Origin of the sequence: Kocuria rosea, from assembly GCF_006094695.1 — a bacterium.
Classification (GTDB): domain Bacteria; phylum Actinomycetota; class Actinomycetes; order Actinomycetales; family Micrococcaceae; genus Kocuria; species Kocuria rosea.
This window is the reverse complement of record NZ_CP035103.1, coordinates 2,355,778-2,378,132: the sequence shown is the minus strand read 5'-3', so window position 1 is coordinate 2,378,132 and position 22,355 is coordinate 2,355,778. Positions and strand designations below refer to the sequence as shown.

The 22,355-nt window shown below is 74.8% G+C and carries 19 protein-coding genes and 1 pseudogene; 13 read left to right on the top strand and 7 right to left on the bottom strand.

The genetic code is table 11. From position 1 onward, the window contains the following. Positions 1–134 precede the first annotated feature (134 nt). Genes EQG70_RS18775 through EQG70_RS11025 form a run of 3 tightly spaced genes read left to right on the top strand, consistent with a single transcriptional unit; the run spans position 135 to position 3,431 of the window. Positions 135–1,502 (top strand): protein kinase domain-containing protein, encoded by a 1,368-nt coding sequence (locus EQG70_RS18775; protein ID WP_109268769.1) that lies wholly within the window; start codon positions 135–137, stop codon positions 1,500–1,502. Positions 1,503–1,548: 46 nt separating this feature from the next. Then, a complete protein-coding gene (locus EQG70_RS11030; protein WP_035924032.1) occupies positions 1,549–2,259 on the top strand; it encodes a DUF5998 family protein in 711 nt (236 codons plus the stop codon). A gap of 5 nt (positions 2,260–2,264) precedes the next feature. After that, entirely contained in the window at positions 2,265–3,431 is a 1,167-nt protein-coding gene (locus tag EQG70_RS11025) for an alkaline phosphatase family protein (protein ID WP_109268770.1), read from the top strand. Positions 3,432–3,592: 161 nt separating this feature from the next. On the opposite strand, the gene EQG70_RS18325 is transcribed toward EQG70_RS11025, so the two are convergent. Both EQG70_RS18325 and sepH read right to left on the bottom strand, forming a co-directional pair. Then, the gene (locus EQG70_RS18325) at positions 3,593–4,324 is read right to left on the bottom strand and encodes a hypothetical protein (RefSeq protein WP_208746200.1); all 732 of its coding nucleotides are present in this window, start codon (positions 4,322–4,324) and stop codon (positions 3,593–3,595) included. A gap of 157 nt (positions 4,325–4,481) precedes the next feature. After that, the gene (sepH, locus tag EQG70_RS11015; protein WP_095651738.1) at positions 4,482–5,915 is read right to left on the bottom strand and encodes a septation protein SepH; all 1,434 of its coding nucleotides are present in this window, start codon (positions 5,913–5,915) and stop codon (positions 4,482–4,484) included. A 299-nt stretch (positions 5,916–6,214) separates the two neighbouring features. Between sepH and EQG70_RS11010 the strand changes: the two genes are divergently transcribed. Further along, positions 6,215–6,514, top strand: coding sequence for a DUF4193 domain-containing protein (locus tag EQG70_RS11010; protein WP_017834172.1), 300 nt, complete (start codon positions 6,215–6,217; stop codon positions 6,512–6,514). Between the two features lie 94 nt (positions 6,515–6,608). Here EQG70_RS11010 and EQG70_RS11005 read toward each other — a convergent pair whose 3' ends face one another. After that, on the bottom strand, positions 6,609–7,130 hold the full coding sequence (locus tag EQG70_RS11005) for a DUF3093 domain-containing protein (protein WP_017834173.1): 522 nt from the start codon (positions 7,128–7,130) through the stop codon (positions 6,609–6,611). A 111-nt stretch (positions 7,131–7,241) separates the two neighbouring features. Between EQG70_RS11005 and dut the strand changes: the two genes are divergently transcribed. The 4 genes and pseudogenes from dut (at position 7,242) to EQG70_RS10985 (ending at position 9,598) form a co-directional block, all read left to right on the top strand. Beyond that, a complete protein-coding gene (gene dut / locus EQG70_RS11000; RefSeq protein WP_370658557.1) occupies positions 7,242–7,670 on the top strand; it encodes a dUTP diphosphatase in 429 nt (142 codons plus the stop codon). A gap of 71 nt (positions 7,671–7,741) precedes the next feature. After that, positions 7,742–8,278, top strand: a pseudogene (locus tag EQG70_RS10995) (DUF3710 domain-containing protein); the annotation flags it as partial. A gap of 193 nt (positions 8,279–8,471) precedes the next feature. After that, positions 8,472–8,876: a single stranded DNA-binding domain-containing protein gene (locus EQG70_RS10990; RefSeq protein ID WP_051063802.1), complete on the top strand. Its 405-nt coding sequence runs from the start codon at positions 8,472–8,474 to the stop codon at positions 8,874–8,876. Further along, positions 8,873–9,598: a DUF3159 domain-containing protein gene (locus tag EQG70_RS10985; RefSeq protein ID WP_109268772.1), complete on the top strand. Its 726-nt coding sequence runs from the start codon at positions 8,873–8,875 to the stop codon at positions 9,596–9,598. Before EQG70_RS10990 ends, EQG70_RS10985 begins: the two co-directional genes overlap by 4 nt. Positions 9,599–9,613: 15 nt before the next feature. On the opposite strand, the gene EQG70_RS10980 is transcribed toward EQG70_RS10985, so the two are convergent. Both EQG70_RS10980 and EQG70_RS10975 read right to left on the bottom strand, forming a co-directional pair. Then, positions 9,614–10,297, bottom strand: a complete 684-nt coding sequence (locus EQG70_RS10980) for a potassium channel family protein (protein ID WP_017834178.1) — start codon at positions 10,295–10,297, stop codon at positions 9,614–9,616. Further along, on the bottom strand, positions 10,297–11,043 hold the full coding sequence (locus EQG70_RS10975; RefSeq protein WP_109268773.1) for a potassium channel family protein: 747 nt from the start codon (positions 11,041–11,043) through the stop codon (positions 10,297–10,299). Before EQG70_RS10975 ends, EQG70_RS10980 begins: the two co-directional genes overlap by 1 nt. 86 nt (positions 11,044–11,129) lie before the next feature. On the opposite strand from EQG70_RS10975, the gene EQG70_RS10970 reads away from it, so the two are divergent. From EQG70_RS10970 to dxs, 4 genes are all read left to right on the top strand, one after another. Then, a complete protein-coding gene (locus EQG70_RS10970; RefSeq protein WP_017834180.1) occupies positions 11,130–13,130 on the top strand; it encodes an APC family permease in 2,001 nt (666 codons plus the stop codon). After that, a complete protein-coding gene (locus EQG70_RS10965) occupies positions 13,127–14,539 on the top strand; it encodes a class I SAM-dependent RNA methyltransferase (RefSeq protein WP_109268774.1) in 1,413 nt (470 codons plus the stop codon). Before EQG70_RS10970 ends, EQG70_RS10965 begins: the two co-directional genes overlap by 4 nt. A 167-nt stretch (positions 14,540–14,706) precedes the next feature. After that, positions 14,707–17,532 carry an aconitate hydratase gene (locus tag EQG70_RS10960; protein ID WP_017834182.1) on the top strand — a complete coding sequence of 942 codons (2,826 nt, stop codon included), beginning with the start codon at positions 14,707–14,709 and terminating at the stop codon, positions 17,530–17,532. A 167-nt stretch (positions 17,533–17,699) separates the two neighbouring features. Beyond that, a complete protein-coding gene (dxs, locus tag EQG70_RS10955; RefSeq protein ID WP_017834183.1) occupies positions 17,700–19,739 on the top strand; it encodes a 1-deoxy-D-xylulose-5-phosphate synthase in 2,040 nt (679 codons plus the stop codon). Between the two features lie 7 nt (positions 19,740–19,746). On the opposite strand, the gene EQG70_RS10950 is transcribed toward dxs, so the two are convergent. Continuing rightward, positions 19,747–20,184 (bottom strand): Rieske (2Fe-2S) protein, encoded by a 438-nt coding sequence (locus EQG70_RS10950; protein ID WP_017834184.1) that lies wholly within the window; start codon positions 20,182–20,184, stop codon positions 19,747–19,749. Between the two features lie 246 nt (positions 20,185–20,430). On the opposite strand from EQG70_RS10950, the gene EQG70_RS18545 reads away from it, so the two are divergent. After that, positions 20,431–20,874, top strand: coding sequence for a hypothetical protein (locus EQG70_RS18545; protein ID WP_017834185.1), 444 nt, complete (start codon positions 20,431–20,433; stop codon positions 20,872–20,874). A 130-nt stretch (positions 20,875–21,004) separates the two neighbouring features. On the opposite strand, the gene EQG70_RS10940 is transcribed toward EQG70_RS18545, so the two are convergent. Next, complete coding sequence (locus tag EQG70_RS10940) at positions 21,005–22,351, bottom strand: HRDC domain-containing protein (RefSeq protein ID WP_373419177.1); 1,347 nt, start codon at positions 22,349–22,351, stop codon at positions 21,005–21,007. Positions 22,352–22,355 lie beyond the last annotated feature (4 nt).

Genomic DNA, 22,355 nt, shown 5'->3' with positions numbered 1-22,355 from the left:
CAGCAGCTGTGCGCGGCCAAGGTGCTGCGCCAGCGCGACTCCGCGGACCTGCTGCGCTTCGCGCGGGAGCAGTCGGTGAAGCTGGACCACCCGCACGTGCTCGCCCCTACGGGTGGGCCGCGGAGGACGCGCACGTGGTCATCGCGATGCCCCTCGTGCACGGCGGCACCCTGGAGTCCGCGCTGCTCGACAACGGGGCCGCCTCGGTGGAGCTGACCGAGGAGGTTCTCGCCCAGCTGCTCCAGGCCCTGCAGTTCGTGCACGCCCAGGGCTGGGTGCACCGGGACGTGAAGCCGGGCAACCTCATGCTGGACAGCACCGGGACGGGCCGCCCCCACGTCCTCCTCTCCGACTTCGGCATCGCCGTGCGCGTCCAGGACGCCCGGCTGACCCGGACGGGCACCGTGGTGGGCACGCCCGGCTACCTGCCCCCGGAGGCCTACGAGCTCACCGACCCGAACCCCGCGCAGGACCTCTACGCGGCGGGCATCACCGCGCTGCGGATGCTCGACCCCTCGCTGGAGCCGCAGGAGAGCCTGGGGCCCAACGATGCGCGCGCCGTGGCGGGGGAGCAGGGCGACCTCGCGGAGCACCTCGCCGCCCTCCTCACCCCGGACCCCGCCCAGCGCCGCGACGCGGCCGTCACCGTGCTCCACGAGCTCACCGCGGGAGCGGCGAGACGGCGCTTCGACCCTGCCCGCACCCGGGACGGCGAGCCGTTCGAGGTCTTCGACGTCCTCGAGCCGCTGCCGGAGCCGTGGGCGAGCCGGGTGCTGACCGGGTGGGACGGCACGGAGGGGACGGACGGGACGACCGGCGCCGGGCTCGGCGGCGGAGCCGCCGCGGGCGCGGAGGCCGGCGGCCGGTTCCCGGACGGCCCCGACACCCTGGACGCCGGCTCCGGGAGCACCGACTCCGCCGGCACCGCTCCCGGCAGCACCGGGCAGCGGACGGCCGGGACCACGGTGGGCGGCGGCGGGCTGGCCGACGCCGGCGGCGCCGGCAGCGGGACGACCGGCAGCGGGAGAACCGGTGCCGGGGGAGTCGACACCGGGGGAGTCCACACCGGGTCGGGCGACGACGAGGTGCCGGACCCTGCCGGGTCCGGGCGCGACGGCTCCGGGCACGGCGGGTCCGGCGACGGCGACGGCGGGGGCACCGGGAACGACCCCGGCCGGGACCGGGCGGGCCGCCGGCCCGCCGGGGGGAGGGCCACGGAGGCGCTCCCGCGGCCGGCGCGGACCGGGCGGCGCCGCGGCGGCCGAGCCGTGACCGGCGTGTTCGTGGTCCTCGTGGGGATGACTGCGCTGCTGAGCGGATATCTGCTGCTCGATCCCCTGGGCTCCGCGGAGCGGGTGCCCGGTCCCGGGAGCTCGCCCACGGTCACGCGCAGCGCCGACACGACCCCGAGCCCGGCGCCGGAGGAGAGCCCCGTGGTGCTGGAACGGGTCTGCGAGGACGTGGGCGGCGGGGAGGAGCGGTGCTACTTCCGGGTGCCCTGAGGGCCCGTGTTGGGCACTGGCGCGGCCGTGGGGGAAAATGGCCCCCATGACGTATTCAGGTGAGCGCGGCCAGCGGCTGGTCGAGGACATCAACAAGGCCGGCTTCTACCCGCAGCTGGTGATCGACGTGGTCCAGGACTCCCTGGACGGCCGGTCCCCGGTCTCCCACCTCGTGCAGCTGGAGACCCACATCGACCGGACGGAGGTGCACCGCCACACCACCGTGCTGGTGCTCGCCGAGGACGTGCTGCACGTGACGCACGTGGACGACGAGGAGTTCGACGAGGGCGGCAGGGACGTGGTGGCACGGGTCTCCACGGAGACGGTCGGCATCTCGCAGATCCGCTCGGTCACGCTGAGCTACTCGTACTACCAGCCGGCCAACTACCGGCCGGACAGCCCGATCTCCGAGGTGACGCTCGCCATCGCGTGGACGGGCACCCTGCACGTGGACCTGGCGCCCGCACTGTGCGAGGACCCCCAGTGCCAGGCCGACCACGGCTACACCGGCACGGCCGCCCGGGAGGACATCGTGCTGCGGATCAGCGCGGAGGCCGACGGCCCGACCGCCGTGGAGGGCGCGCGGGAGTTCGCGCGCACACTGCGCCGGGCCAACCTCTCCCCGCTGACCGACGGCGCGCAGATCGCCCAGCCGGCCCACGGGCGCACGCCGGCTCCGCGGCGGGCGGCCGCCGCCACACCGCGCACCCGGTTCACCGACCGGTTCACCGGCCGGGACAGCGGCGCCGCCCGGTGAGGGCGGTGCAGGAGGTCCTGGCCGCGCTGCCCGCCGACCTGCCGGGGCCGCCGCGCTACGGCAGCCGCTCGGTCGCGGAGGTCATGTCCTCGGCCGCGGCGTCCCTGGGCGTGCCCGGCTTCCGGGACGCGCTGGGGCTGCCCGCCGCCCGGAGGGTCGTCGTCGTCATGGTGGACGGCCTGGGACGGGCCCAGCTGCGGGCCCGCGCCGGGCACGCCCCGGGCCTGGCCGGCGCGCAGGGCCTGGCCACCCTGGACGCGGCGTTCCCCACGACCACGGCGGCCTCGCTGGCGTCCCTCGGCACGGGCGCGGCCCCCGGGGCGCACGGACTCGTGGGCTACGACGTGCTGGACCCCGACCGGGACCGGGTCGTGAACCAGCTCGGCGGCTGGGACGCCGCCGTGGACCCCCGGGCGTGGCAGCCGCTGCCCACGGTGCTCGAGCGCGCCGCCGAGCACGTGGACGTGGTCACGGTCAGCCGGCAGCGCTTCGCCGGCTCCGGGCTCACCGACGCGGCCCTGCGCGGGGGCAGGTTCGTGGCCGCGGAGGGGCCGGCCGCGCGGGTCAGCACCGCACTCGACCAGCTCGCGGCGGGACGCGACGCCCTCATGTACTTCTACTGGGACGAGCTCGACCGCACCGGCCACGCCCGGGGCTGGGAGTCCTGGGAGTGGACGGCCCAGCTCGAGGAGCTCGACGCGTCGCTGCGCCGTCTGGTCGCGCGCCTGCCGGCCGGCACCACGGTGCTGGTGACCGGTGACCACGGCATGGTGGACGTCCCGCGGGACGCGCGCGTCGACTTCTCCGAGCTCCCGGGGCTGCTGGACGGTGTCCGGCACACGGCCGGCGAGCCCCGCGCGGTGCAGCTGCACCTGGAGCCGGACGCGACGGCGCAGGACGTCCGGGCGCTCGTGGCCGCCTGGCGGGAGCAGTTCGGGTCCCGCGTGTGGATCCTCTCCCGGGAGGCGGCCCTCGACGCGGGCTACTTCGGCCCGCCGGCGCTCGTGCGCGACGCGGTGCGCGGGCGCATCGGCGACCTCCTCGTGCTGGGGCGGGAGCCCCTGGCGCTGTTCGACCTGGGCCGGGTCCGCCCGAGCGTCCTGTCCATGGTCGGCCAGCACGGCTCGCTGACGCGCGCCGAGCGGGAGGTCCCGCTGCTGCGCCTGGCCTGAGCGCCCGCCCACCGCGAGCCGGCGCAGGGACGCCGCGACCGGGGTGCCGCGGCCGGGTGAGCCGCCTCCGGGGTGCCACGCCGGGTGAGCCGCCACGGGGCCGCCGCGCAGCGCGGCGATCCGGCCGCCGCGCCGGGTGGACCGCGGCCGGGGGATTGCGCTCAGGGTGCCGGCGAGGCGTCCTCGGTCGCGTCCTCCGTGGTGGCCCCCTCGGTCCCCGCCTCTGCGGCGGCCGGGCCGGCGTCCTCCTCGGCCGCGTCCTCCTCGTCCGGGTCGACGTCCTCCGCGCCGGCCTCGTCGTCCTTCGCGGGCGCTCCCGGGGTGGTCGGACCGGGATCCGCCGGGGCCGGTGCGGACGGGGCCGGCGCCGGGGGCGCGGGGACCACGGGCTGCGGCAGGACCGGGGCGGGCACCACGGGTTCGGGCACGACGGGCTCGGGGACCACGGGTGCCGGGGGGACGTACGGCGCCGGGGGCGCCACGGGCCCCGGGGCCGGGGGTGGCGGTGCCGGCTCCTCCGCCGAGGGGCTCGGCGTGGGGGAGGGCGTGCGCGAGCGCGACGGCGTGGGCGACGCGGTGGGCGTGCTGGTGCGCGTGGCGGACGGCGAGCTGGTCACCGCAGGGGCCGGGGTGAACTCGGCCTCCCGGCCGGCGCCGAAGAGGTCGCGACCGACGCCGCCCAGGTAGAGCGCACCCGCGCCGACCAGGACCACGAGCACGACCGCGCCGAGGACCAGCCCGGCGACGAACCGTCCCGGCCCGGAGCCGCGGACCAGCTCGGCCGGCGCCTCCGGAGCGGCGGAGGCGCCGCGGACACCGGGGTCGCCGGGGTCCGCGGCGGCGGCGTCACGCTCGTCGTCCCCGAAGAGGTCGTCCTGGATGGAATTGCCCATGTCGTGCTGCCCCTGACGTGGTGTCGTCCGTCCGGGCCGCGCGCGGGATGGGGGAGCGCACGAGCCCGGAGGGACGGCGCGGAGCCGTCCCCTGCTGCGTGCACTCTAGCGCGTGCCGGGCCGGCGGCGCCGGACGGCGCGCACCGGCGCCGGGGGCTCAGTCGGACGAGCTGCCGAAGACGATCTCGTCCCAGCTGGGCACCGAGGACCGCGCGGGGCGCCGTGCCTTGGCGGTCTTGTTGCGCGGGCGGGGCCGTTCGGGCGCGGTCTCCTCGGCGGGGCCGGAGTCCTCGGGCTCCTCGCCGGGGACCGCGGGGGCCGGGCCGGCGGAGCGGTCGCCCCGGACGTCGTCGTCCCGGGAGCTCCCGGTCGCGGAGTCCTGGGTCGCGGAGCCCTGGGGCGCGGAGTCCTGGGCGGCGGGGTCCCCGGCCGCGGGCGCCTCGTCCCGGGAGGCGGCGGTGTCCGGTCGCGCCGCGGACCGCTCGGTGCCGTCGTCGACGCCCCGCTCCCGTCCGGCCTCCCGGAAGGTCTCCGAAGCCCTCTCCTGAACGGTGTCCCGGGCGCCGGCGCGAGCGGCGGGCGCAGCGGGCGCGGTGGGCTCGACGACGGGATCGTCGGCGGGCTGCACGGTGGCGGGCCCGTCCGTCCGGGGCGCGGGCTCACCGGCCGGTGCCGGCTCCGGTGCGGGACCCGGCTCGGGGAACCGGGTGGCCGGCTGGAAGGGGCGGTCGAAGACGGAGCTGTCCTCGGGTGCGGCCAGGGGGCGGGGCCGCCGCTCGACGTGCCCCATGCCGCGGCCCAGGATCTCGGCGAGGGCGTCGTCCCCCTCGGCGTCCTCCCCGATGCGCTGCCCGCGGCGGGCCTGCAGGACGTCGAGCAGGTCGTCGGCCTCCACGGCGGACCGGCGCAGCTGCGTGAGCTCGGGGTCGAGGCCACCGTCCAGGACGCCGAGGCCCGTGCCGAGCGGCGTGTCCGGGGTGCCGGCCTCCGTGAGGGCCTCCGCCCACGCGTTCGTGGGACGGACGCTCTGGTTCGCCGGGTTGTAGAGCCACTCGGCCAGCGGCTCGTCGTGGGCTGGCGCGGCGGCGCGGTCGACCACGGAGAACCGGGCGACCACCGCCCACAGGTGGTCCTCCCGCTGCCAGGAGTCCCACTCCAGGGAGGAGGGGTCCACCCCGAGGTCGGCGGCCCGGTGGGCGACGGCGCGGCCCAGGGTGAGGGGTTCGCCCTCGAAGACGGAGTGGTAGCCGCGGTGCGCGGAGCGGTCCTCGATCTCGACCTTCTGGGCCTCGGTGGCGATGTGGGCCCGCTCGGCGAGGATCGGCCACTCGTAGCGGCGGACCCGGGAGGCCTCCCACCCGCTCTCGGCCACGATCTCCTCGACCGTGGCCCCGGAGCGGAACCGGGCCTGGATCTCACGCGGCCCGAACTGGCCCGTTCCCCGCTGGCGGGCGCCCGGCAGCCGCCGGGCGCGCTGGACGGCCAGGCGCAGCTCCTGGTCGATCCGCAACAGGTGGCGGGTGCCTGCCTCGTCCTCGACGACCAGGTGCTCACCGTCGTCGTGCACACCTGCCAGGCGCAACTGCTCCATGCTGTCATTCCTCCGGGTGGTTCTCGGGTGCGCTCGGGGTCGTCGAGCGGGCGCTGCGGGGCGGGTCCGTCGGTCGCGGCCGACGTGCCGGCCCGGACCCGCCCCCAATCCTACTGGCCGTCGCGCGCCCCGGCCGGAGGTCGCTCGCGGACGGGCTCGGCCGCGTGTTCGCGGGCCCGGGACGGGGTTGGATTTTTGCCCTCGGATGGTGAACAATCTACGCGACACAGAGCCCGGAGGGCGGCGCACAGCCGTGCCGGAGCCCGCCCTCGGACCCCGCATTGGAGCGAAGACCGGACATGGCCACTGATTACGACGCGCCGCGCAAGCAGGAGGACGAGCTCAAGGAGGACTCGATCGAGGAGCTGCAGACGCGCCGCACCGATGCGCAGTCCGGCACCGTCGACGAGGACGAGGCGGCCGCGGCCGAGAGCTTCGAGCTGCCGGGCGCGGACCTCTCCAACGAGGAGCTGTCCGTCGTCGTGCTGCCGGCCCAGGAGGACGAGTTCACCTGCGGCTCGTGCTTCCTGGTGCGCCACCGCTCCCAGATCGCCGAGGAGCGGGGCGGGGTCAAGTACTGCGTCGAGTGCGTGGGCTGAGCCCCGCAGGGCCGAGCTCGTCCGGAGGACCGGAAGAACCCCGTCGCGACGGTCGTCGCGGCGGGGTTCTTCCGTGCGGTGGCGGCGGGCGCGCTCACGGACGCGCGGACAGCACCTCGACGATCCGCTCCGGGTGCCGGGTGGAGGTGAGCCAGTACGGCGTGGGGTCCACGGGGTCGGTGATCCGGATCCGCACCACCGGGCCCACGGACGCCCGGAAGTTCATGAAGGCCCGCCCGTCCAGCTCGGGGCCGCGGACCCGGCGGACGTCGTCGCCGCGGAAGGCCTCGGCCTCGCCCACGAACCGTCGCTCGATGCGGGCCCGGCCGACCTGCAGGGACTCGTCGGTGACGACGATGGTGGTGCTGGAGGCGACGAGGGCCACGGCCGTGCCGCCGCCGACCACGACGGCCGCCGCTCCGGCCACCCACGGGTCGATGGGGGCGAGCGCGACGAGGGCGACGACGCCGGCGAAGAGCACGAGCAGCCACATCCACCACGCGGGGGTGAGCTTCTCCTGGTAGAGGATCTCGGCGCCGGGCCGCTCGGAGGAGGACCGGCGGGGTTCGCGGGGGCCGTCGGCCGGGGACGCACTGGAGGACGCAGGACGGGACATGCCTCTAGCGTCTCACGACTGCGCCCGGGGTCCGGCGCGTTAGAGTGGGGCACTGTGAACGACCAGTCGACAGGCCACCGGCCGCCGTCGGGCAACGGGCGCCCGCTCAGCATCGCGCTGCAGGCCCTCGACCCGGACCTTCCCCTGCCCGTGTACGCGAAGCCCGGAGACGCGGGCGCCGACCTGCGCTCGCGCGAGGACGTGGTCCTCGGCCCCGGTCAGCGGGCCCTGGTGCCCACGGGGGTGGCGATCGCGCTGCCCGAGGGGTACGCCGGGTTCGTGCACCCCCGCTCGGGGCTGGCGGCCCGGCACGGGATCACGGTGGTCAACGCCCCGGGCACGGTGGACTCCGGCTACCGGGGCGAGATCATGGTCACCCTGCTCAACACGGACGGCGTCGAGCCCTTCACCGTCCGCCGCGGCGACCGCATCGCCCAGCTCGTCGTCCAGCGCGTCGAGCAGGCCGTCTTCGAGCTCGTCGACGTGCTGCCCGGCTCGGCGCGCGGCGGGACGGGGTTCGGCTCCAGCGGCACCGCCTGAATCCACGAGCAGACCCCCCACGAGCTCACGCCACGAGCCGGCACCGCGTGCCGGCGGAGGAGAACGACACCATGTTCGGTCGCAAGAAGAAGAAGGCCGCGGCGCAGGACGCCGCCCCGCAGCAGCCGGAGGCCGCGCCGAGCGCGGAGGACGCCGCGGCGGCGCGGCGGCGCGAGCCGCAGGGCCCGCTCGACGTCTCCCAGGTGGAGGACCGGGACGGCTACCTCGATCTCGGCGCCGTGCTCGTGCGTCCCCGCCCGGGGCTGGGGGTGCGGCTCGAGGTGGACGAGCGCACGCAGCGCCCCCGTGCCGTCGCCCTCGACCTCGACGGCGGCTCGGTCCAGGTCCAGGCGTTCGCCGCGCCCCGCTCCGAGGGGCTGTGGGACGAGGTCCGCCGCGAGCTGGTGCAGTCGCTGCGCTCGAGCAACGGCGAGCCGACGGTCGAGGAGGGCCCGTTCGGGCTCCAGGTCGTCACCCGGTTCCCCGCCACCGCCTCCGACGGGACCCGCGGCTTCCGCCTCGCCCGCTTCGTGGGCGTCGACGGGCCGCGCTGGTTCGTGCGGGCCGTGTTCACGGGCACCGCCGCGGTGACCGCGGAGTCGGCCGCGGCCCTCGACGAGGTCGTGCGCGAGCTCGTGGTGGTGCGCGGCGACCGGCCCATGCCCCCCCCGGGAGCTGCTGACGCTGGTCGTGCCCGAGGACGCGGTCCGTTCCCCCGCCCCGGACACGGAGCCGGAGCCGGCGCCGGAGCCCGTGCGGCCGCCGCGGCGCGGACCCGAGATCACCGAGATCGGCTGAGCCATGACGAGAACAGGCACCGGCGAGTTCCGGCCGACACCGGGAACCGGGTCCATCGACGTGGTCGCCGAGGCGCCCGTGTGCGCGGGCGACCTCGACCCCTCGACCGCCGCCGGGAGCCGGCGCCGGGTGATGGCAACCGGTCTCGTGGTGGAGGTGACCGTGCCCCCGGTGACCGGCGCGCAGAACTACACCGCCCTGCTCGCCCCGGACTGCCCGCAGGCGCCGGGGGACGAGAGCGTGGCCGCCCCCCGGCCGCTGCGCCTCGTGTGGCACGGCCAGCGCACCGTGCCGGGCGTCACCGCGGGGACGCGGCTGCGCTGCGTGGGCGTGGTGAGCTTCCGGGACGGGCGCCCCTCGATGTTCAACCCGCGCTACGAGATCATCGCGAAGCAGGTCAGCAGATGACGGATCCCCAGGAGCCCGGGAGCGCCGCGGACGGGCCGGGGCGCGGCCACGACGTGGAGCGCTCGATGGCCGCCTACGCCGCGCGCTCGGGCATGCGCCGCAAGGACAACGGTCAGCTCGACGTGCTGCACGCCGTCGGCGGCTGGCGCGGTCTGGCCGAGACGATCCTGCCGGGCTTCGTGTTCCTCGCCGTGCTGCTCGTCGGCAACACCCTCGGGGTCGCGCTCGCCGCGTCCCTGGGCACGGCCGCCCTGTTCACCGTGCTGCGCCTGGTCCAGCGCCAGAGCCTGGTCCAGGCCGTGTCCGGGTTCGTGGGCGTGGGCGTCTGCGCGCTGTTCGCGCGGGCCACCGGCGAGGCGCTGGACTACTACGTCCCCGGCTTCTGGATCAACGCGGCCTGGTTCGCGGGCCTGGGCGCGTCCCTGCTCCTGCGCTGGCCGCTGCTCGGCGTCTTCTACGGCTACATCCGCGGGGAGGGCGCGCAGTGGCGCGACGTCCCGGTGCGCCGCCGCGCCTACCAGGTGGCCACGGTCATGCTGATGGCGATGTTCGCGGCCCGCCTGCTCGTGCAGGTGCCCCTGTACTTCGCGGAGAACCTCACCGGCCTGGGCGTGGCGCGGCTGGTCATGGGCGTGCCGCTGTACGCGCTGACCCTGTGGCTCGCCTGGCTCGTCTCCCGGCCCCCGGAGCAGATCACCGCCCAGGAGCAGGACACCCCCTGAGGCCCCGGGCCGCGCTCAGCTCCGGTGCGGCTCGTGCCGGCCGGCCGTCGTGAACATCGCGCGCAGCTGCGCCTCGCCCTCCGTGGTGGAGACGAAGAACAGCTGGTCGGCGCCCTCCACCACGTCGTCCCCCGAGGGGGTGATGGGCACCCCGTCGCGCAGGATGGCCACGAGCGTCACGTCCGGCGGCCACGGCACCTGGGAGACCATCGTGGCGATGATGGGGTGCTCGTGCGGCACCGTGTAGGCGGAGAGGGTCGCCCCGCCCGTCTGCAGGGTCAGCAGCCGCACCACGTCGCCCACCTCGACCGCCTCCTCCACGAGCGCGGTCATCAGCCGCGGCGTGGACACGGCCACGTCCACCCCCCACGCGTCGTCGAAGAGCCACTCGTTCTTCGGGTTGTTGACCCGGCCCACCGTGCGGGGCACGCCGAACTCGCTGCGCGCCAGGAGGGAGACCACCAGGTTCGCCTTGTCGTCGCCCGTGGCGGCGACTACGACGTCGGTCTCCTCCAGCCCGCCCTCCCGCAGCGTGGAGAGCTCGCAGGCGTCACCGATGATCCACTGGGCCCCGCGCAGGTCCGAGCGGCCGATGACCTCGGGCTTCTCGTCGAAGATCACCACCTCGTGCTGGTGGGACAGCAGCTCCCGGGCGATCGAGGCGCCCACGGCGCCCGCGCCCACGATGACCACGCGCATCAGGATCCTCCCCGGGAGGTGTCGTCGGAGCCGGGCACGTCGTCGGACTCCCGGCGCAGGGAGTTGGCGAAGTCGAGCACGTCCGGGCCGGGCGGGCGGGACAGGACGCGGGACACGCCCTCGACGTCGTCGGTGCGCATCATGGCGTGCACCACGTCCCCCTGCTGGTAGCTCATGTCGGGACCCGGCAGCACGCCCTCCCCGAAGCGCGTCACGAACGCGATCCGCACCCCCGTGGCCTCCTGGATCGCGTCCAGGTGCAGCCCGGACCACGAGTCGTCCAGGGACAGCTCGCCCAGCTGCAGCCGTCCCGAGGCCTCGCGGAAGTCGGCCGTGATCGTCTGCTCGGGCAGGATCCGGCGCAGCGCCTGGTCGGCGCTCCAGCGCACGGCGGCGACGGTGGGGATCCCCAGCCGCTGGTAGAACTCCGCCCGGGAGGGGTCGTAGATGCGGGCCACCACGTGGCGGACCTTGAACGTCTCGCGCGCCACGCGCGCCGCGATGATGTTGGAGTTGTCCCCGCTCGAGACGGCCGCGAAGGCGTAGGCCTCCTCGATCCCGGCCCGGCGCAGCACCTCCTGGTCGAAGCCGAGGCCGGTGACCTTCTTGCCCTCGAAGGACTTGCGCAGCCGCCGGAAGGCGCGGTCGTCCTGGTCGATCACCGCCACGGTGTGCCCGGAGTCCTCGAGGGTGTGGGCGACCATCACGCCGACGCGCCCCACTCCCATGATCACGAAATGCGCCATGCCTCTCAGCCTAGGTCACCCCGGAGGGCGCGGCCCGCACGGGGTGCGGCGGACAATCGGTGCGGGACGGACTACCGTGGGGAGCCGTGCAGAGCATTCCCCGGGCGCTGAGGCGAGCCCTCGTCGGCAAGCCCATCCACAACGAGCGGTTCAGCGACGCCGTGCTGCCCAAGCGCACGGCGCTGCCGGTGTTCTCGGCGGACGCCCTCTCCTCGGTGGCCTACGCCCCCGACGAGATCATCCTGACCCTCGCGCTCGCGGGGACCACGGCCGTGGCGGTCTCCCCGTGGGTGGGCCTGGCCGTGCTCGTGGTGCTCACCGTGGTGATCACCGCCTACCGGCAGAACGTGCGCGCCTACCCCTCCGGCGGCGGCGACTACGAGATCGTCTCCAAGAACCTCGGCCGCACCGCGGGGGTGGGCGTGGGCGCGGCCCTGATGGCCGACTACGCCCTCGTCGTGGCGGTGTCCATGGCCACCGCCGCCCAGTACGTCACCGCGGCGCTGCCCGCGCTCGCCGGGCGGCGGGTGGAGCTGGCCGTGGCCGGGATCCTCTTCGTGGGGCTGCTCAACCTGCGCGGGCTGAAGTTCATGGGCCGGGCCGCGGCCGTGCCCACCTACTTCTTCCTCGCGGTCCTGACCGCGCTGCTGCTCGTGGGCCTGGGCCAGGACCTCACCGGCTCCCTGGGGGACGCCCCCAGCGCCGGCCGGGAGGTCCTGCCGGCCGCCGGCTTCGACGCGGGGCTGGCCGGTCTCGCGGGGGCCCTGCTGGTGCTGCGGGCCTTCTCCTCCGGGGCCGTGGCGCTGACCGGCGTGGAGACCATCACCAACTCGGTGCCCTACTTCCGCAAGCCCCGCGCCGCCAACGCCGCGGCCACCCTGGGCGTGCTCGGGGCGATCTCGGCGGCCCTGCTGGCCGGGGTGCTGTACCTCGCGGACCGCACGGACGTCGTGGTCGTCGGCGACCCGGAGGAGCAGCTGCTCGTCGACGGCCGGCTCCCCGGCCCCGACTTCTTCCAGGACCCCGTGCTGGGCCAGCTCGCGAAGACCGTCTTCGGCACCGACTCCCTGTGGTTCTTCGTGCTCGTGGCCGCGACGGTGGGCGTGCTGATCCTCGCCGCGAACACCGCCTTCTCCGGCTTCCCCACGCTGGCGTCCCGGCTGGCGCGGGACGCCTTCCTGCCCCGGCAGCTGCAGGCGCGCGGGGACCGCTTCGCGTTCACCAACGGCATCCTGCTGCTGCTGCTCGTCGCCGTGGTGCTCACCGTGGCGTTCGGGGCCAACGTCAACAGCCTCATCCAGCTCTACATCGTGGGCGTGTTCGTCTCCTTCACGCTCACGCAGGCCGGCATGGTCCGGCACTGGGCGCGCGTCCGGCGGATGCGCCCGCACCCCGGGGTCCGCCGCGAGCTGTTCGTGCGCCGGGCCGTGGCCCTGGTCGCCTTCGTGCTGTGCGCGGCGGTGCTCGTCGTCGTCCTCGTCACCAAGCTCACCCAGGGCGCGTGGATCACCATCGTGGCCATCGTGGTCCTCAGCGCGGTCATGGCGGGGGTCCGGCGGCACTACGACGCCGTGGACGCCGAGCTCGCGCTGCAGCCCGACTCCCCGGTCCGGGCCCTGCCCTCGCGGGTGCACGCCATCATCTACGTCTCCTCCGTCCGCAAGCCCCTCATGCGCGCCCTGGCCTACGCCCGGGCGTCCCGGCCCTCGACCCTCGAGGCCGTCGTCGTGGACACGAACGCCGCCGCCACCCGCCGGATCCTCGACGAGTGGCGCCGCCTCGAGATCCCGGTGCCCGTCACCGTGCTCCACGCGCCCTACCGGGACACCATCGGCCCGGTCCTCGACCACGTGCGCGGAGTGCGCCGCAAGTCGCCCCGGGACCTGGTCGTGGTGTACCTGCCCGAGTACGTCGTGCGGCACCGGTGGGAGCGGCTGCTGCACAACCAGGCCATCCGGCCGCTGCGGGCCCGCCTGCACCAGGAGCGCGGGGTCATGACGGCCTCCGTGCCCTGGCACCTGTCCTCCGCCTCCGGCCAGGACACGGGCCCCGAGTCCGCCCCCGAGCAGAGAGCGTCCCGCCCGTGACCCCGTCCCACCCCCCGGCCCCCGCCGAGCCCGCCGCCCCCGTCGAGCTCGAGCTGCGCCTGGGCCCCGTCGCCCACGGCGGCCACACCGTGGCCCGCACCGGCGAGGGGCGCGTGGTGTTCGTCCGCCACGGCCTGCCCGGCGAGCTCGTCCGCGTCCGCCTCACCGACAGCGGCCCCGAGGCCCGGTTCTGGCGCGGCGACGTCGTCGCCGTCCTCGAGGCGGACCCCCACCGCCGGACCGAGCACGTGTGGGCCCCGGCCGACCCCCTGCTGACCTGGCGGCGCGGCGAGCCGCCCGTCGGCGGCGCGGAGTTCGGCCACGCCGAGCTGGAGGCCCAGCGCGCCCTCAAGGCCGCGGTGGTCACCGAGCAGCTCACCCGACTGGCCGGGCTCGAGACCGAGATCGTCGTCGAGACCATGCCGGGGGAGGACCCGCAGGGCCGCGGCTGGCGCACCCGGGCCCACTTCGCGGTCGACCCCGCGGGGCGGATCGGGATGCACCCCCACCGCAGCGCGGCCGTCGTCCCGGTGGACGGCTTCCCGCTCGTGGTCCCCGCCATCGACGCCCTGCGGCTCGGGCGGCTCGACCTGCGCGGGGCGGAACGGGTCGACGTCGCGGCCCCCGCCGACGGCGGGACGCCGCTGGTGCACCTGAGCCTGGCCGCCGGGGCCGACCCGCACCGGCTGCGCCGCGAGCTGGCACGGCTCACCGCGGACCAGGACGTCTCCGTCACCGCCCGCGCCGAGGGGCAGCGCGAGCCCGAGACGTGGGCGGGCCGGCCGTCGGTCGCCGAACACGTGGGCCCGCACCGGTGGGAGGTCTCCGCCGAGGGGTTCTGGCAGATCCACCGCGCCGCCCCCGCCCTGCTGCACCGGGAGGTGCCCGCGGCCGCCGCGGCGCGCCCCGGGGAGCACGCCCTCGACCTCTACGCCGGCGCCGGACTGTTCACGGCCGCGCTCGCGGACGCCGTGGGGGAGACGGGCACGGTCCTGGCCGTCGAGGGCTCGCCGGTCACCAGCGCCGACGCCCGCCGCGCCTTCGCCGGCCGGCCGGGGGTCCGTGTCGAGCGCGGGAGCGTCGACAAGGTGCTCGCCCGGACCTGGCCGCAGGCGGCGCCGGCCCGTGGCCGCCGGCCGGCGCGGGGCGGCCGCCCGGCCCGGAGCGGCGCGGCCCGCCCCGACGTCGTGGTCCTGGACCCGCCCCGGGCGGGCGCCGGGCGGACCGTCGTGGACCAGCTCGTGGCGCTGGCCCCGCGCCGGATCGTCTACCTCGCGTGCGACCCGGCCACGCTGGCGCGGGACCTGGGCCGGTTCCGCCGCGCCGGGTGGCACGTGCGGTCGGTGCGCGCCTTCGACATGTACCCGAACACCCACCACGTCGAGACGCTGGCGGTCCTGGAGCCCTGACGGACGCCGCCGCCCGCTGCGTGACGGCGACCGCCGGGAGTCGTTCGGAGTCACCGGGCTCACACGGGCTACACTGGCGGATGACTGTTCACGGGAGAACCTCCGGCCCTTCGCCGGTGTCCTCCCGCGGGCGTTTCCAAGACGGTGGCGAGAGGAGTTCCACGCATATGAGCACAGTGGACAGCTTCGGGGCCAAGGGCGTACTCGACGTCAAAGGCACCGAATACGAGATTTTCCGACTGAACACGCTGGAGGGTGCGCAGAAGCTCCCGTACAGCCTGAAGGTTCTGCTCGAGAACCTGTTGCGCACCGAGGACGGCGCCAACATCACCTCCGAGCACATCGAGGCCCTGGCCAACTGGGACCCCACGGCCGAGCCCAGCATCGAGATCCAGTTCACCCCGGGTCGCGTGATCATGCAGGACTTCACGGGCGTGCCCTGCATCGTGGACCTCGCGACGATGCGCGAGGCCATCGCGGACCTCGGCGGCGACCCCGCCCGCGTGAACCCGCTCGCCCCGGCCGAGCTCGTGATCGACCACTCCGTGCAGATCGACTCCTTCGGGACCTCGGACTCGATCGGGATCAACATGGACATCGAGTACCAGCGCAACGGGGAGCGCTACCAGTTCCTGCGCTGGGGCCAGACGGCGTTCGACGACTTCAAGGTCGTCCCCCCGGGCATGGGCATCGTCCACCAGGTCAACATCGAGAACCTGGCGCGCGTCGTGATGACCCGCGAGGTCGACGGCGTGCTGCGCGCCTACCCGGACACCTGCGTGGGCACCGACTCGCACACCACCATGGAGAACGGCCTGGGCGTGCTCGGCTGGGGCGTGGGCGGCATCGAGGCCGAGGCCGCGATGCTCGGCCAGCCCATCTCCATGCTCATCCCGCGCGTGGTCGGCTTCAAGCTGACCGGCCAGATCCCGTCCGGGGCCACCGCCACCGACGTGGTGCTGACCATCACGGAGATGCTCCGCGAGCACGGCGTGGTCGGCAAGTTCGTCGAGTTCTACGGCGAGGGCGTCGGCGCCGTGCCCCTGGCCAACCGCGCCACCATCGGCAACATGAGCCCCGAGTTCGGCTCCACCGCCGCGATCTTCCCGATCGACGACGTCACCCTCGAGTACCTGCGCCTGACCGGCCGCTCCGACGAGCAGATCGACCTCGTCGAGGCGTACGTCAAGGAACAGGGCATGTGGCACGACCCGTCCGAGGAGATCACCTTCTCGGAGTACCTCGAGCTGGACCTCTCCACCGTGGTCCCCTCGATCTCCGGGCCGAAGCGGCCGCAGGACCGCATCTCGCTCACCGACGCGAAGGCGCAGTTCCACGAGGACATCAAGAACTACGCCACGCACGTCGACGACAACGCCTCCGGCGACACCGTGGACGACGTCGCGGCGCAGTCCTTCCCGGCCTCGGACGCCCCCGGCTACACCGCGGACGACCACCAGTCGGAGGCGGACCGCCCGCGCGAGCACCACGCCTTCGCCGAGGACGGCCGCCCGAGCAAGCAGGTCCCCGTGACCATGCCCGACGGCCGCGAGTTCGAGCTCGACCACGGCGCGGTCTCGATCGCGTCGATCACCTCGTGCACCAACACCTCGAACCCGTCGGTCATGATGGCCGCCGCGGTGCTGGCGCGCAACGCCGTCGAGAAGGGGCTCAAGGCCAAGCCCTGGGTCAAGACCTCGATCGCCCCGGGCTCGAAGGTCGTCACCGACTACTACGAGAAGTCCGGTCTGGTGCCGGCGCTCGAGGAGCTCGGCTTCTTCATCGTGGGCTACGGCTGCACCACCTGCATCGGCAACTCCGGTCCCCTCGAGGACGAGATCTCCCAGGCCATTCAGGACAACGACCTGGCCGTGACCTCGGTGCTCTCCGGCAACCGCAACTTCGAGGGCCGCATCAACCCGGACGTGAAGATGAACTACCTGGCGTCCCCGCCGCTGGTCATCGCCTACGCCCTGGCCGGCAACATGGACTTCGACTTCGAGAGCGAGTCCCTGGGCCAGGACGCCGACGGCAACGAGGTGTACCTCAAGGACATCTGGCCGGACCCGGCCGAGGTGCAGAAGATCATCGACGCGTCCATCGACACGGAGATGTTCACCCGCGAGTACGGCACCATCTTCGACGGCGACGAGCGCTGGCAGAACCTGGACACCCCCACCGGAAAGACGTTCGAGTGGAACCCCGAGTCCACCTACGTCCGCAAGCCCCCGTACTTCGAGGGCATGACGATGGAGACGACCCCGGTCGAGGACATCACGGGCGCCCGCGTGCTGCTGAAGCTGGGCGACTCGGTCACGACCGACCACATCTCCCCGGCGGGCTCGTTCAAGTCCGACACCCCGGCCGGCAAGTACCTCATCGAGAACGGGGTCCAGCGCAAGGACTTTAACTCGTACGGCTCCCGCCGCGGCAACCACGAGGTCATGATCCGCGGCACCTTCGCCAACATCCGGATCAAGAACCAGCTCCTGGACGGCGTGGAGGGCGGCTACACCCGCGACTTCACGCAGGAGGGCGGCCCGCAGGCCGCCGTCTACGACGCCTCGATCAACTACCAGGAGGCCGGCGTCCCGCTGGTCGTGCTGGGCGGCAAGGAGTACGGCTCCGGGTCCTCCCGCGACTGGGCCGCGAAGGGCACCTCCCTGCTGGGCGTCAAGGCCGTCATCGCCGAGAGCTACGAGCGCATCCACCGCTCGAACCTCATCGGCATGGGCGTGCTCCCGCTGCAGTACCCGGCCGGGGAGTCCGCGGACTCCCTCGGCCTGGAGGGCACGGAGACCTTCGACATCCAGGGCGTGACCGGGCTCAACGAGGGCACCACCCCGAAGACGCTCAAGGTCACCGCCACGAAGGAGGACGGCTCCACCGTCGAGTTCGACGCGGTCCTGCGCATCGACACGCCGGGCGAGGCGGACTACTACCGCAACGGCGGCATCCTGCAGTACGTGCTCAGGAACATCGCGAAGTCCTGATCCCAGGGCGTTCGCAGCACGCAGGGGCCCGGTCCGGGAACGGACCGGGCCCCTGCGCGTCGTCGGCCCTGTCGGGGCGAACGAGTAGGATCGGGGGAGCGCGCCGCCCCGGCCCCCCGGGACCGACGGCGCGAGCGACCACGACGCCGAGGACTGCGGGAGAAACCATGAGCGTGCTGGAGCGGGTGTCCGGGCCCGAGGACCTCGCGGGACTGAGCCGCGCGGAGCTGGGCCGGCTGGCCGAGGAGATCCGCGAGTTCCTCGTCACCCACGTCTCCGCGACGGGCGGCCACCTGGGACCCAACCTGGGCGTCGTCGAGCTGACCCTCGCGGTGCACCGGGTCTTCGACTCGCCCAAGGACTCCGTCGTCTTCGACACCGGGCACCAGTCCTACGTGCACAAGCTGCTCACCGGCCGCAAGAACTTCGAGACCCTGCGCCAGGAGGGCGGTCTCGCCGGCTACCCGGACCGGCGCGAGTCGGAGCACGACATCGTCGAGTCCTCCCACGCGTCCTCCTCCCTGTCCTGGGCCGACGGCATCTCGCGCGGCTACGCGATGACCGGTCAGCACGACCGGCACACGGTGGTGCTGGTGGGGGACGGGGCGCTCACCGGCGGGATGGCCTGGGAGGCCGTCAACAACATCGCCTCCGACCGCGACCGCAAGGTCGTCATCGTGGTCAACGACAACGGCCGCTCCTACGCCCCGACCGTCGGCGGCTTCGCCAACCACCTCGCGGAGCTCCAGGCCAGCGTGCAGCAGGGCGTGGACGCCGTGCGCACCGACCGCCGCTACGAGCAGACCCTCGAGACCGTGAAGGACCTGCTGAAGCACTCCGGCCCCGTCGGGGAGATGTTCTACCGCGGTCTGCACGGGATGAAGCAGGGCATCAAGGACGTCGTGGTGCCCCAGGGCATCTTCGAGGACCTCGGCATGAAGTACGTCGGCCCCGTCGACGGGCACGACCTCGAGGCCGTCGAGCAGGCCCTGGGCAACGCCAAGAACTACGGCGGACCGGTCATCGTGCACGCGATCACCGAGAAGGGCCACGGCTACGGGCCCGCCACCGCGAACGTGGACGACCAGTTCCACGCCGTGGGCGTCATCGACCCCGTCACCGGCCGCTCCACGGCCACGAGCTCCGAGCGCAGCTGGACGGCCGTGTTCCGCGACGAGATCGCCCGGATCGCCGACGAGCGCGAGGACGTCGTCGGCATCACCGGCGCCATGCTCATCCCCGTGGGGCTGCAGAAGATGCAGGCCGCCCACCCCGACCGGGTCGTGGACGTGGGCATCGCCGAGCAGCACGCCATCGCCATGGCCGCCGGCATGGCCTACGGCGGCCTCCACCCCGTGGTGGCCCTCTACGCGACGTTCCTCAACCGCGGCTTCGACCAGCTCCTCATGGACGTGGCGCTGCACCGGGCCGGCGTCACGGTCGTCCTCGACCGGGCCGGGGTCACAGGCCCGGACGGCCCCAGCCACCACGGCATGTGGGACCTCGCGCTGCTCCAGATCGTGCCCGGGCTGCACCTGGCCGCACCGCGCGACGAGCCCACCCTGACCGAGGAGCTGCGCGAGGCGGTGGCCGTCGACGACGCCCCCACCGTCATCCGGTACCCCAAGGGCGCCGTGGGCGCCCCCGTCCCGGCCGTCGAGCGGCTGGCGGACGGGGTGGACGTGCTCGCGCGCCGCGGCGGCGAGAGCGGGACCGAGGGCGCCCGCCGGGACGTCCTGCTCGTGTCCGTCGGCGCCATGAGCGCTCTGGCGCTGGACGTGGCCGACCGGCTCGAGGCCCACGGCGTCACCTCCACCGTGGTCGACCCCCGCTGGGTGCTGCCCGTGCCGGCCTCGGTCATCGAGCTCGCCGCCCAGCACCGGATCGTGGTGGTCGTCGAGGACGGCGTGCGCGCCGGCGGGATCGGCTCCCGGATCCGCCAGGAGATGCGGGCGGCGGGCGTCGACACCGCCCTCAACGAGGTGGGGCTGCCCACGGAGTTCCTCCTGCACGGCTCCCGCTCCCAGGTCCTCGCGCGGGTCGGCCTGACCGCCCAGCGCGTCGCCCAGGACACGCTGGCCTCCGTGCTCGGCACCCGGGTGCCCTACGCGCGCCCGGTGCAGGGCGCGGCCGCGGGCCAGGGTGCCGTGCCCGACACGGCCGAGGACGCCCGCGGGGCGTCGCTGCCGCGGTCGCACCGGGGCTGAGCCCCGCTCAGCCGAGCAGGATCCGCCCGTCCGCCACGCTCGCGGGGTACGGCTCCAGCCCGGACTCGGCGGGTCCGGCCAGGACCTCGCCGGTCGTGAGGTCGAACTGCGAGGAGTGGCACGGGCAGACGTAGAGCTCCTCCTGCGGGGCCACCATGCACCCCTGGTGCGGGCACACGGGAGAGAACGCGACGACCGTGTCCGGGTCCGGGCGGCTCACGACGGCCTGTACGTCGTCCCGGTCGAACTTCACCGCTGAGCCCACCGGCAGGTCCTCGAGGGCGCCCGCGTCCACGGGGCCGGACGCTGCGGGGGCGGGGCCGCCGCCCGTCGACGGCGGGGCGTCGGCGGCGCACGCGGTGAGCGCCGCGGTCGAGCCGGCCCCGGCCAGGCCGAGGACCGTGCGCCGGGACGGGGCGGACGGGGTGGTCGGGCGCTCGGGCATCGGGGTCCTCTCGACGGCGGGGTGCGGGTCCGCCGTCAGTCTAGGCGCCGGGCCCCACCCCCGGGTGCTGCCTGCCCGAGGGCGCCCCGTGCGGTGATCGCTGTGAGCGGAGCCGCACGGGGCCGGTGTCCGCCGCGCCGGTTCATCAGTAGGATGATGAAGACATCAGTCAGCGGGACGGTCCGTGCACGACCGGCTCGTCCTCGGGCCCGGCCGCCGCGCCGGGACGGACGGAAGGACAGCACCATGATCAAGCGACTCATCTTCGTCACCGGATTCGGGGTCGGCTTCGTGGTCGGCTCGGCCTCGGGCCGCAAGAGCTACGAGGCCCTCAAGCAGAACGCCGTGAAGACGTGGCACGACCCCAAGGTCCAGGAGAAGGTCTCCGAGGGCACCGACTGGGTGAAGTCCGAGGTGCCCGTGGTCGGCGGGAAGCTGGCCGACAGCGCCAAGAAGGCGGCGGACACCGTGGGCACCAAGGCCGCCGACGCCTCCTCGTCCGTCAAGGAGAAGGTCTCCGGGTCCTCGGCCGGCACGGGATCCTCCAGCGGTGCCGCCGCCACGGGGGCTTCGACCGCCGGGACCTCGACCACCGGTTACGCCGACCTGCAGGACGCGAAGCCGGTGACCCCGGAGAGCCCCCTGGACCCGGCCGAGCCGCACCCGGCCCCCGGCGACACGCAGCACTGACCCGCCGGCGCCCGCCCGCAGCACCGCTGCCGCAGGGCGCGGGCCGCGGGGCGAGCGGAGCCCGGCCCGCACAGGAGGAAGGGCCCCGGCCGTCGGCCGGGGCCCTTCCTCCGTCCCCGGAGGGAGCGGCTCACGCTGCGGGCTCGTCCTCGTCCCCGGCCGGCGGCTGGTCGCGCTCCACCTGGCGCGCCGCGCGCTTGCGGGCCCGCAGCTCCCGCCAGGCCGGGCCGAGGACCGGGGCCGTCAGCTCGACCTGCCACCGGCGCGCCCCGAGGTCCCGCAGGCGGTCCGCCACCGCCTGGTCGGTGGTGCTCTTCGGCGGCTGCCAGCAGAAGCGCCGCAGGTGCTCGGGGGTGAGCAGGTTCTCGGTCGGCAGCTCGTGCGCCTCGGCGAGCTCGGCCACGAGCGGCTTCAGGACCCGCAGCCGTGCTGCGGCCTCGGGGCGCTTGACCTCCCACGCCTTCACGGGCGGCAGGGCGTCGGACTTCACGGTGAAGGGGACGAGCTCCGTGGCCGTGCGGGCCTCGGCGATCGCCCGCAGCCACCGGGGCGCCTCCCGCGCCGCGAGCCGGCCGTGGAAGCCGGGGGTGTCGAGGAGCTGCGGCACGGTGCGCGGCATGGCGGCCGCGGCGGCGACCAGGGCGGCGTCGGGCAGCAGCCGGCCGGGGGCGACGTCCTTGTGCTGGGCGAGCCGCTCCCGCTCCTCCCACAGCCCGCGCAGCGCGGTGAGCTGGCGCCGGCCCTTCACCTTGTTGATCCCCGACGTCCGGCGCCACGGGTCCTGGCGCGGGGGAGCGGGCTCGGCGGTGCGCACGGCCTCGAACTCCTGGAGCGCCCAGTCCAGCTTGCCCTTCTCCCGCAGCAGCTCCTCCATGGCCCAGCGGAGCTGGATGAGCATCTCCACGTCGAGCGCGGCGTAGTTCAGCCAGTCCCTCGGCAGGGGCCGCTTCGACCAGTCCACGGCGGAGTGCTCCTTGGCCAGCGTGTAGCCCAGCAGCTCCTCCGTCTCCGCGGCCAGGCCCACGCGCCGGAGCCCGGCGATGCGCCCGCCCAGCTCGGTGTCGAAGAGCCGGTCCGGCTCCATGCCGAGGGCGCGCAGGGAGGGCAGGTCCTGGGTGGCAGCGTGCAGCACCCACTCGACGCCGGAGAGCGCCTCGCCCAGCACGGCCAGCGAACCGGTGGCCTCCGGGTCGATCAGCACGGTGCCCACGCCCTCGCGCCGCAGCTGCACGAGGAAGGCGCGCTGCCCGTAGCGGAAGCCCGACGCCCGCTCGGTGTCGATCGCCGCCGGGCCGGAGCCCGCGGCGACGGCGGCGGCGGCCCGCTCCAGTCCTGCCACGGTGTCGATGATGGGAGGGATCCCGTCGAACGGCGCCGCGAGGTGGACGCTGTCGGGGATCTCGAAGTCCTCGAAGCCGGCGACCACGGGGGTCGAGGGCTCGTCGGGCGCGGATCGGCGGTCGGCTGGGCTGGTCAAGGAG

Excerpts from the sequence above, each read along its gene's own strand:
- EQG70_RS11030 (WP_035924032.1), top strand. The coding sequence starts at position 1,549 with ATGACGTATTCAGGTGAGCGCGGCCAGCGGCTGGTCGAGGACATCAAC.
- EQG70_RS18325 (WP_208746200.1), bottom strand. The coding sequence starts at position 4,324 with ATGGGCAATTCCATCCAGGACGACCTCTTCGGGGACGACGAGCGTGAC.
- sepH (WP_095651738.1), bottom strand. The coding sequence starts at position 5,915 with ATGGAGCAGTTGCGCCTGGCAGGTGTGCACGACGACGGTGAGCACCTG.
- EQG70_RS11010 (WP_017834172.1), top strand. The coding sequence starts at position 6,215 with ATGGCCACTGATTACGACGCGCCGCGCAAGCAGGAGGACGAGCTCAAG.
- EQG70_RS11005 (WP_017834173.1), bottom strand. The coding sequence starts at position 7,130 with ATGTCCCGTCCTGCGTCCTCCAGTGCGTCCCCGGCCGACGGCCCCCGC.
- EQG70_RS10990 (WP_051063802.1), top strand. The coding sequence starts at position 8,472 with ATGACGAGAACAGGCACCGGCGAGTTCCGGCCGACACCGGGAACCGGG.
- EQG70_RS10985 (WP_109268772.1), top strand. The coding sequence starts at position 8,873 with ATGACGGATCCCCAGGAGCCCGGGAGCGCCGCGGACGGGCCGGGGCGC.
- EQG70_RS10980 (WP_017834178.1), bottom strand. The coding sequence starts at position 10,297 with ATGCGCGTGGTCATCGTGGGCGCGGGCGCCGTGGGCGCCTCGATCGCC.
- EQG70_RS10975 (WP_109268773.1), bottom strand. The coding sequence starts at position 11,043 with ATGGCGCATTTCGTGATCATGGGAGTGGGGCGCGTCGGCGTGATGGTC.
- EQG70_RS10960 (WP_017834182.1), top strand. The coding sequence starts at position 14,707 with ATGAGCACAGTGGACAGCTTCGGGGCCAAGGGCGTACTCGACGTCAAA.
- dxs (WP_017834183.1), top strand. The coding sequence starts at position 17,700 with ATGAGCGTGCTGGAGCGGGTGTCCGGGCCCGAGGACCTCGCGGGACTG.
- EQG70_RS10950 (WP_017834184.1), bottom strand. The coding sequence starts at position 20,184 with ATGCCCGAGCGCCCGACCACCCCGTCCGCCCCGTCCCGGCGCACGGTC.
- EQG70_RS18545 (WP_017834185.1), top strand. The coding sequence starts at position 20,431 with ATGATCAAGCGACTCATCTTCGTCACCGGATTCGGGGTCGGCTTCGTG.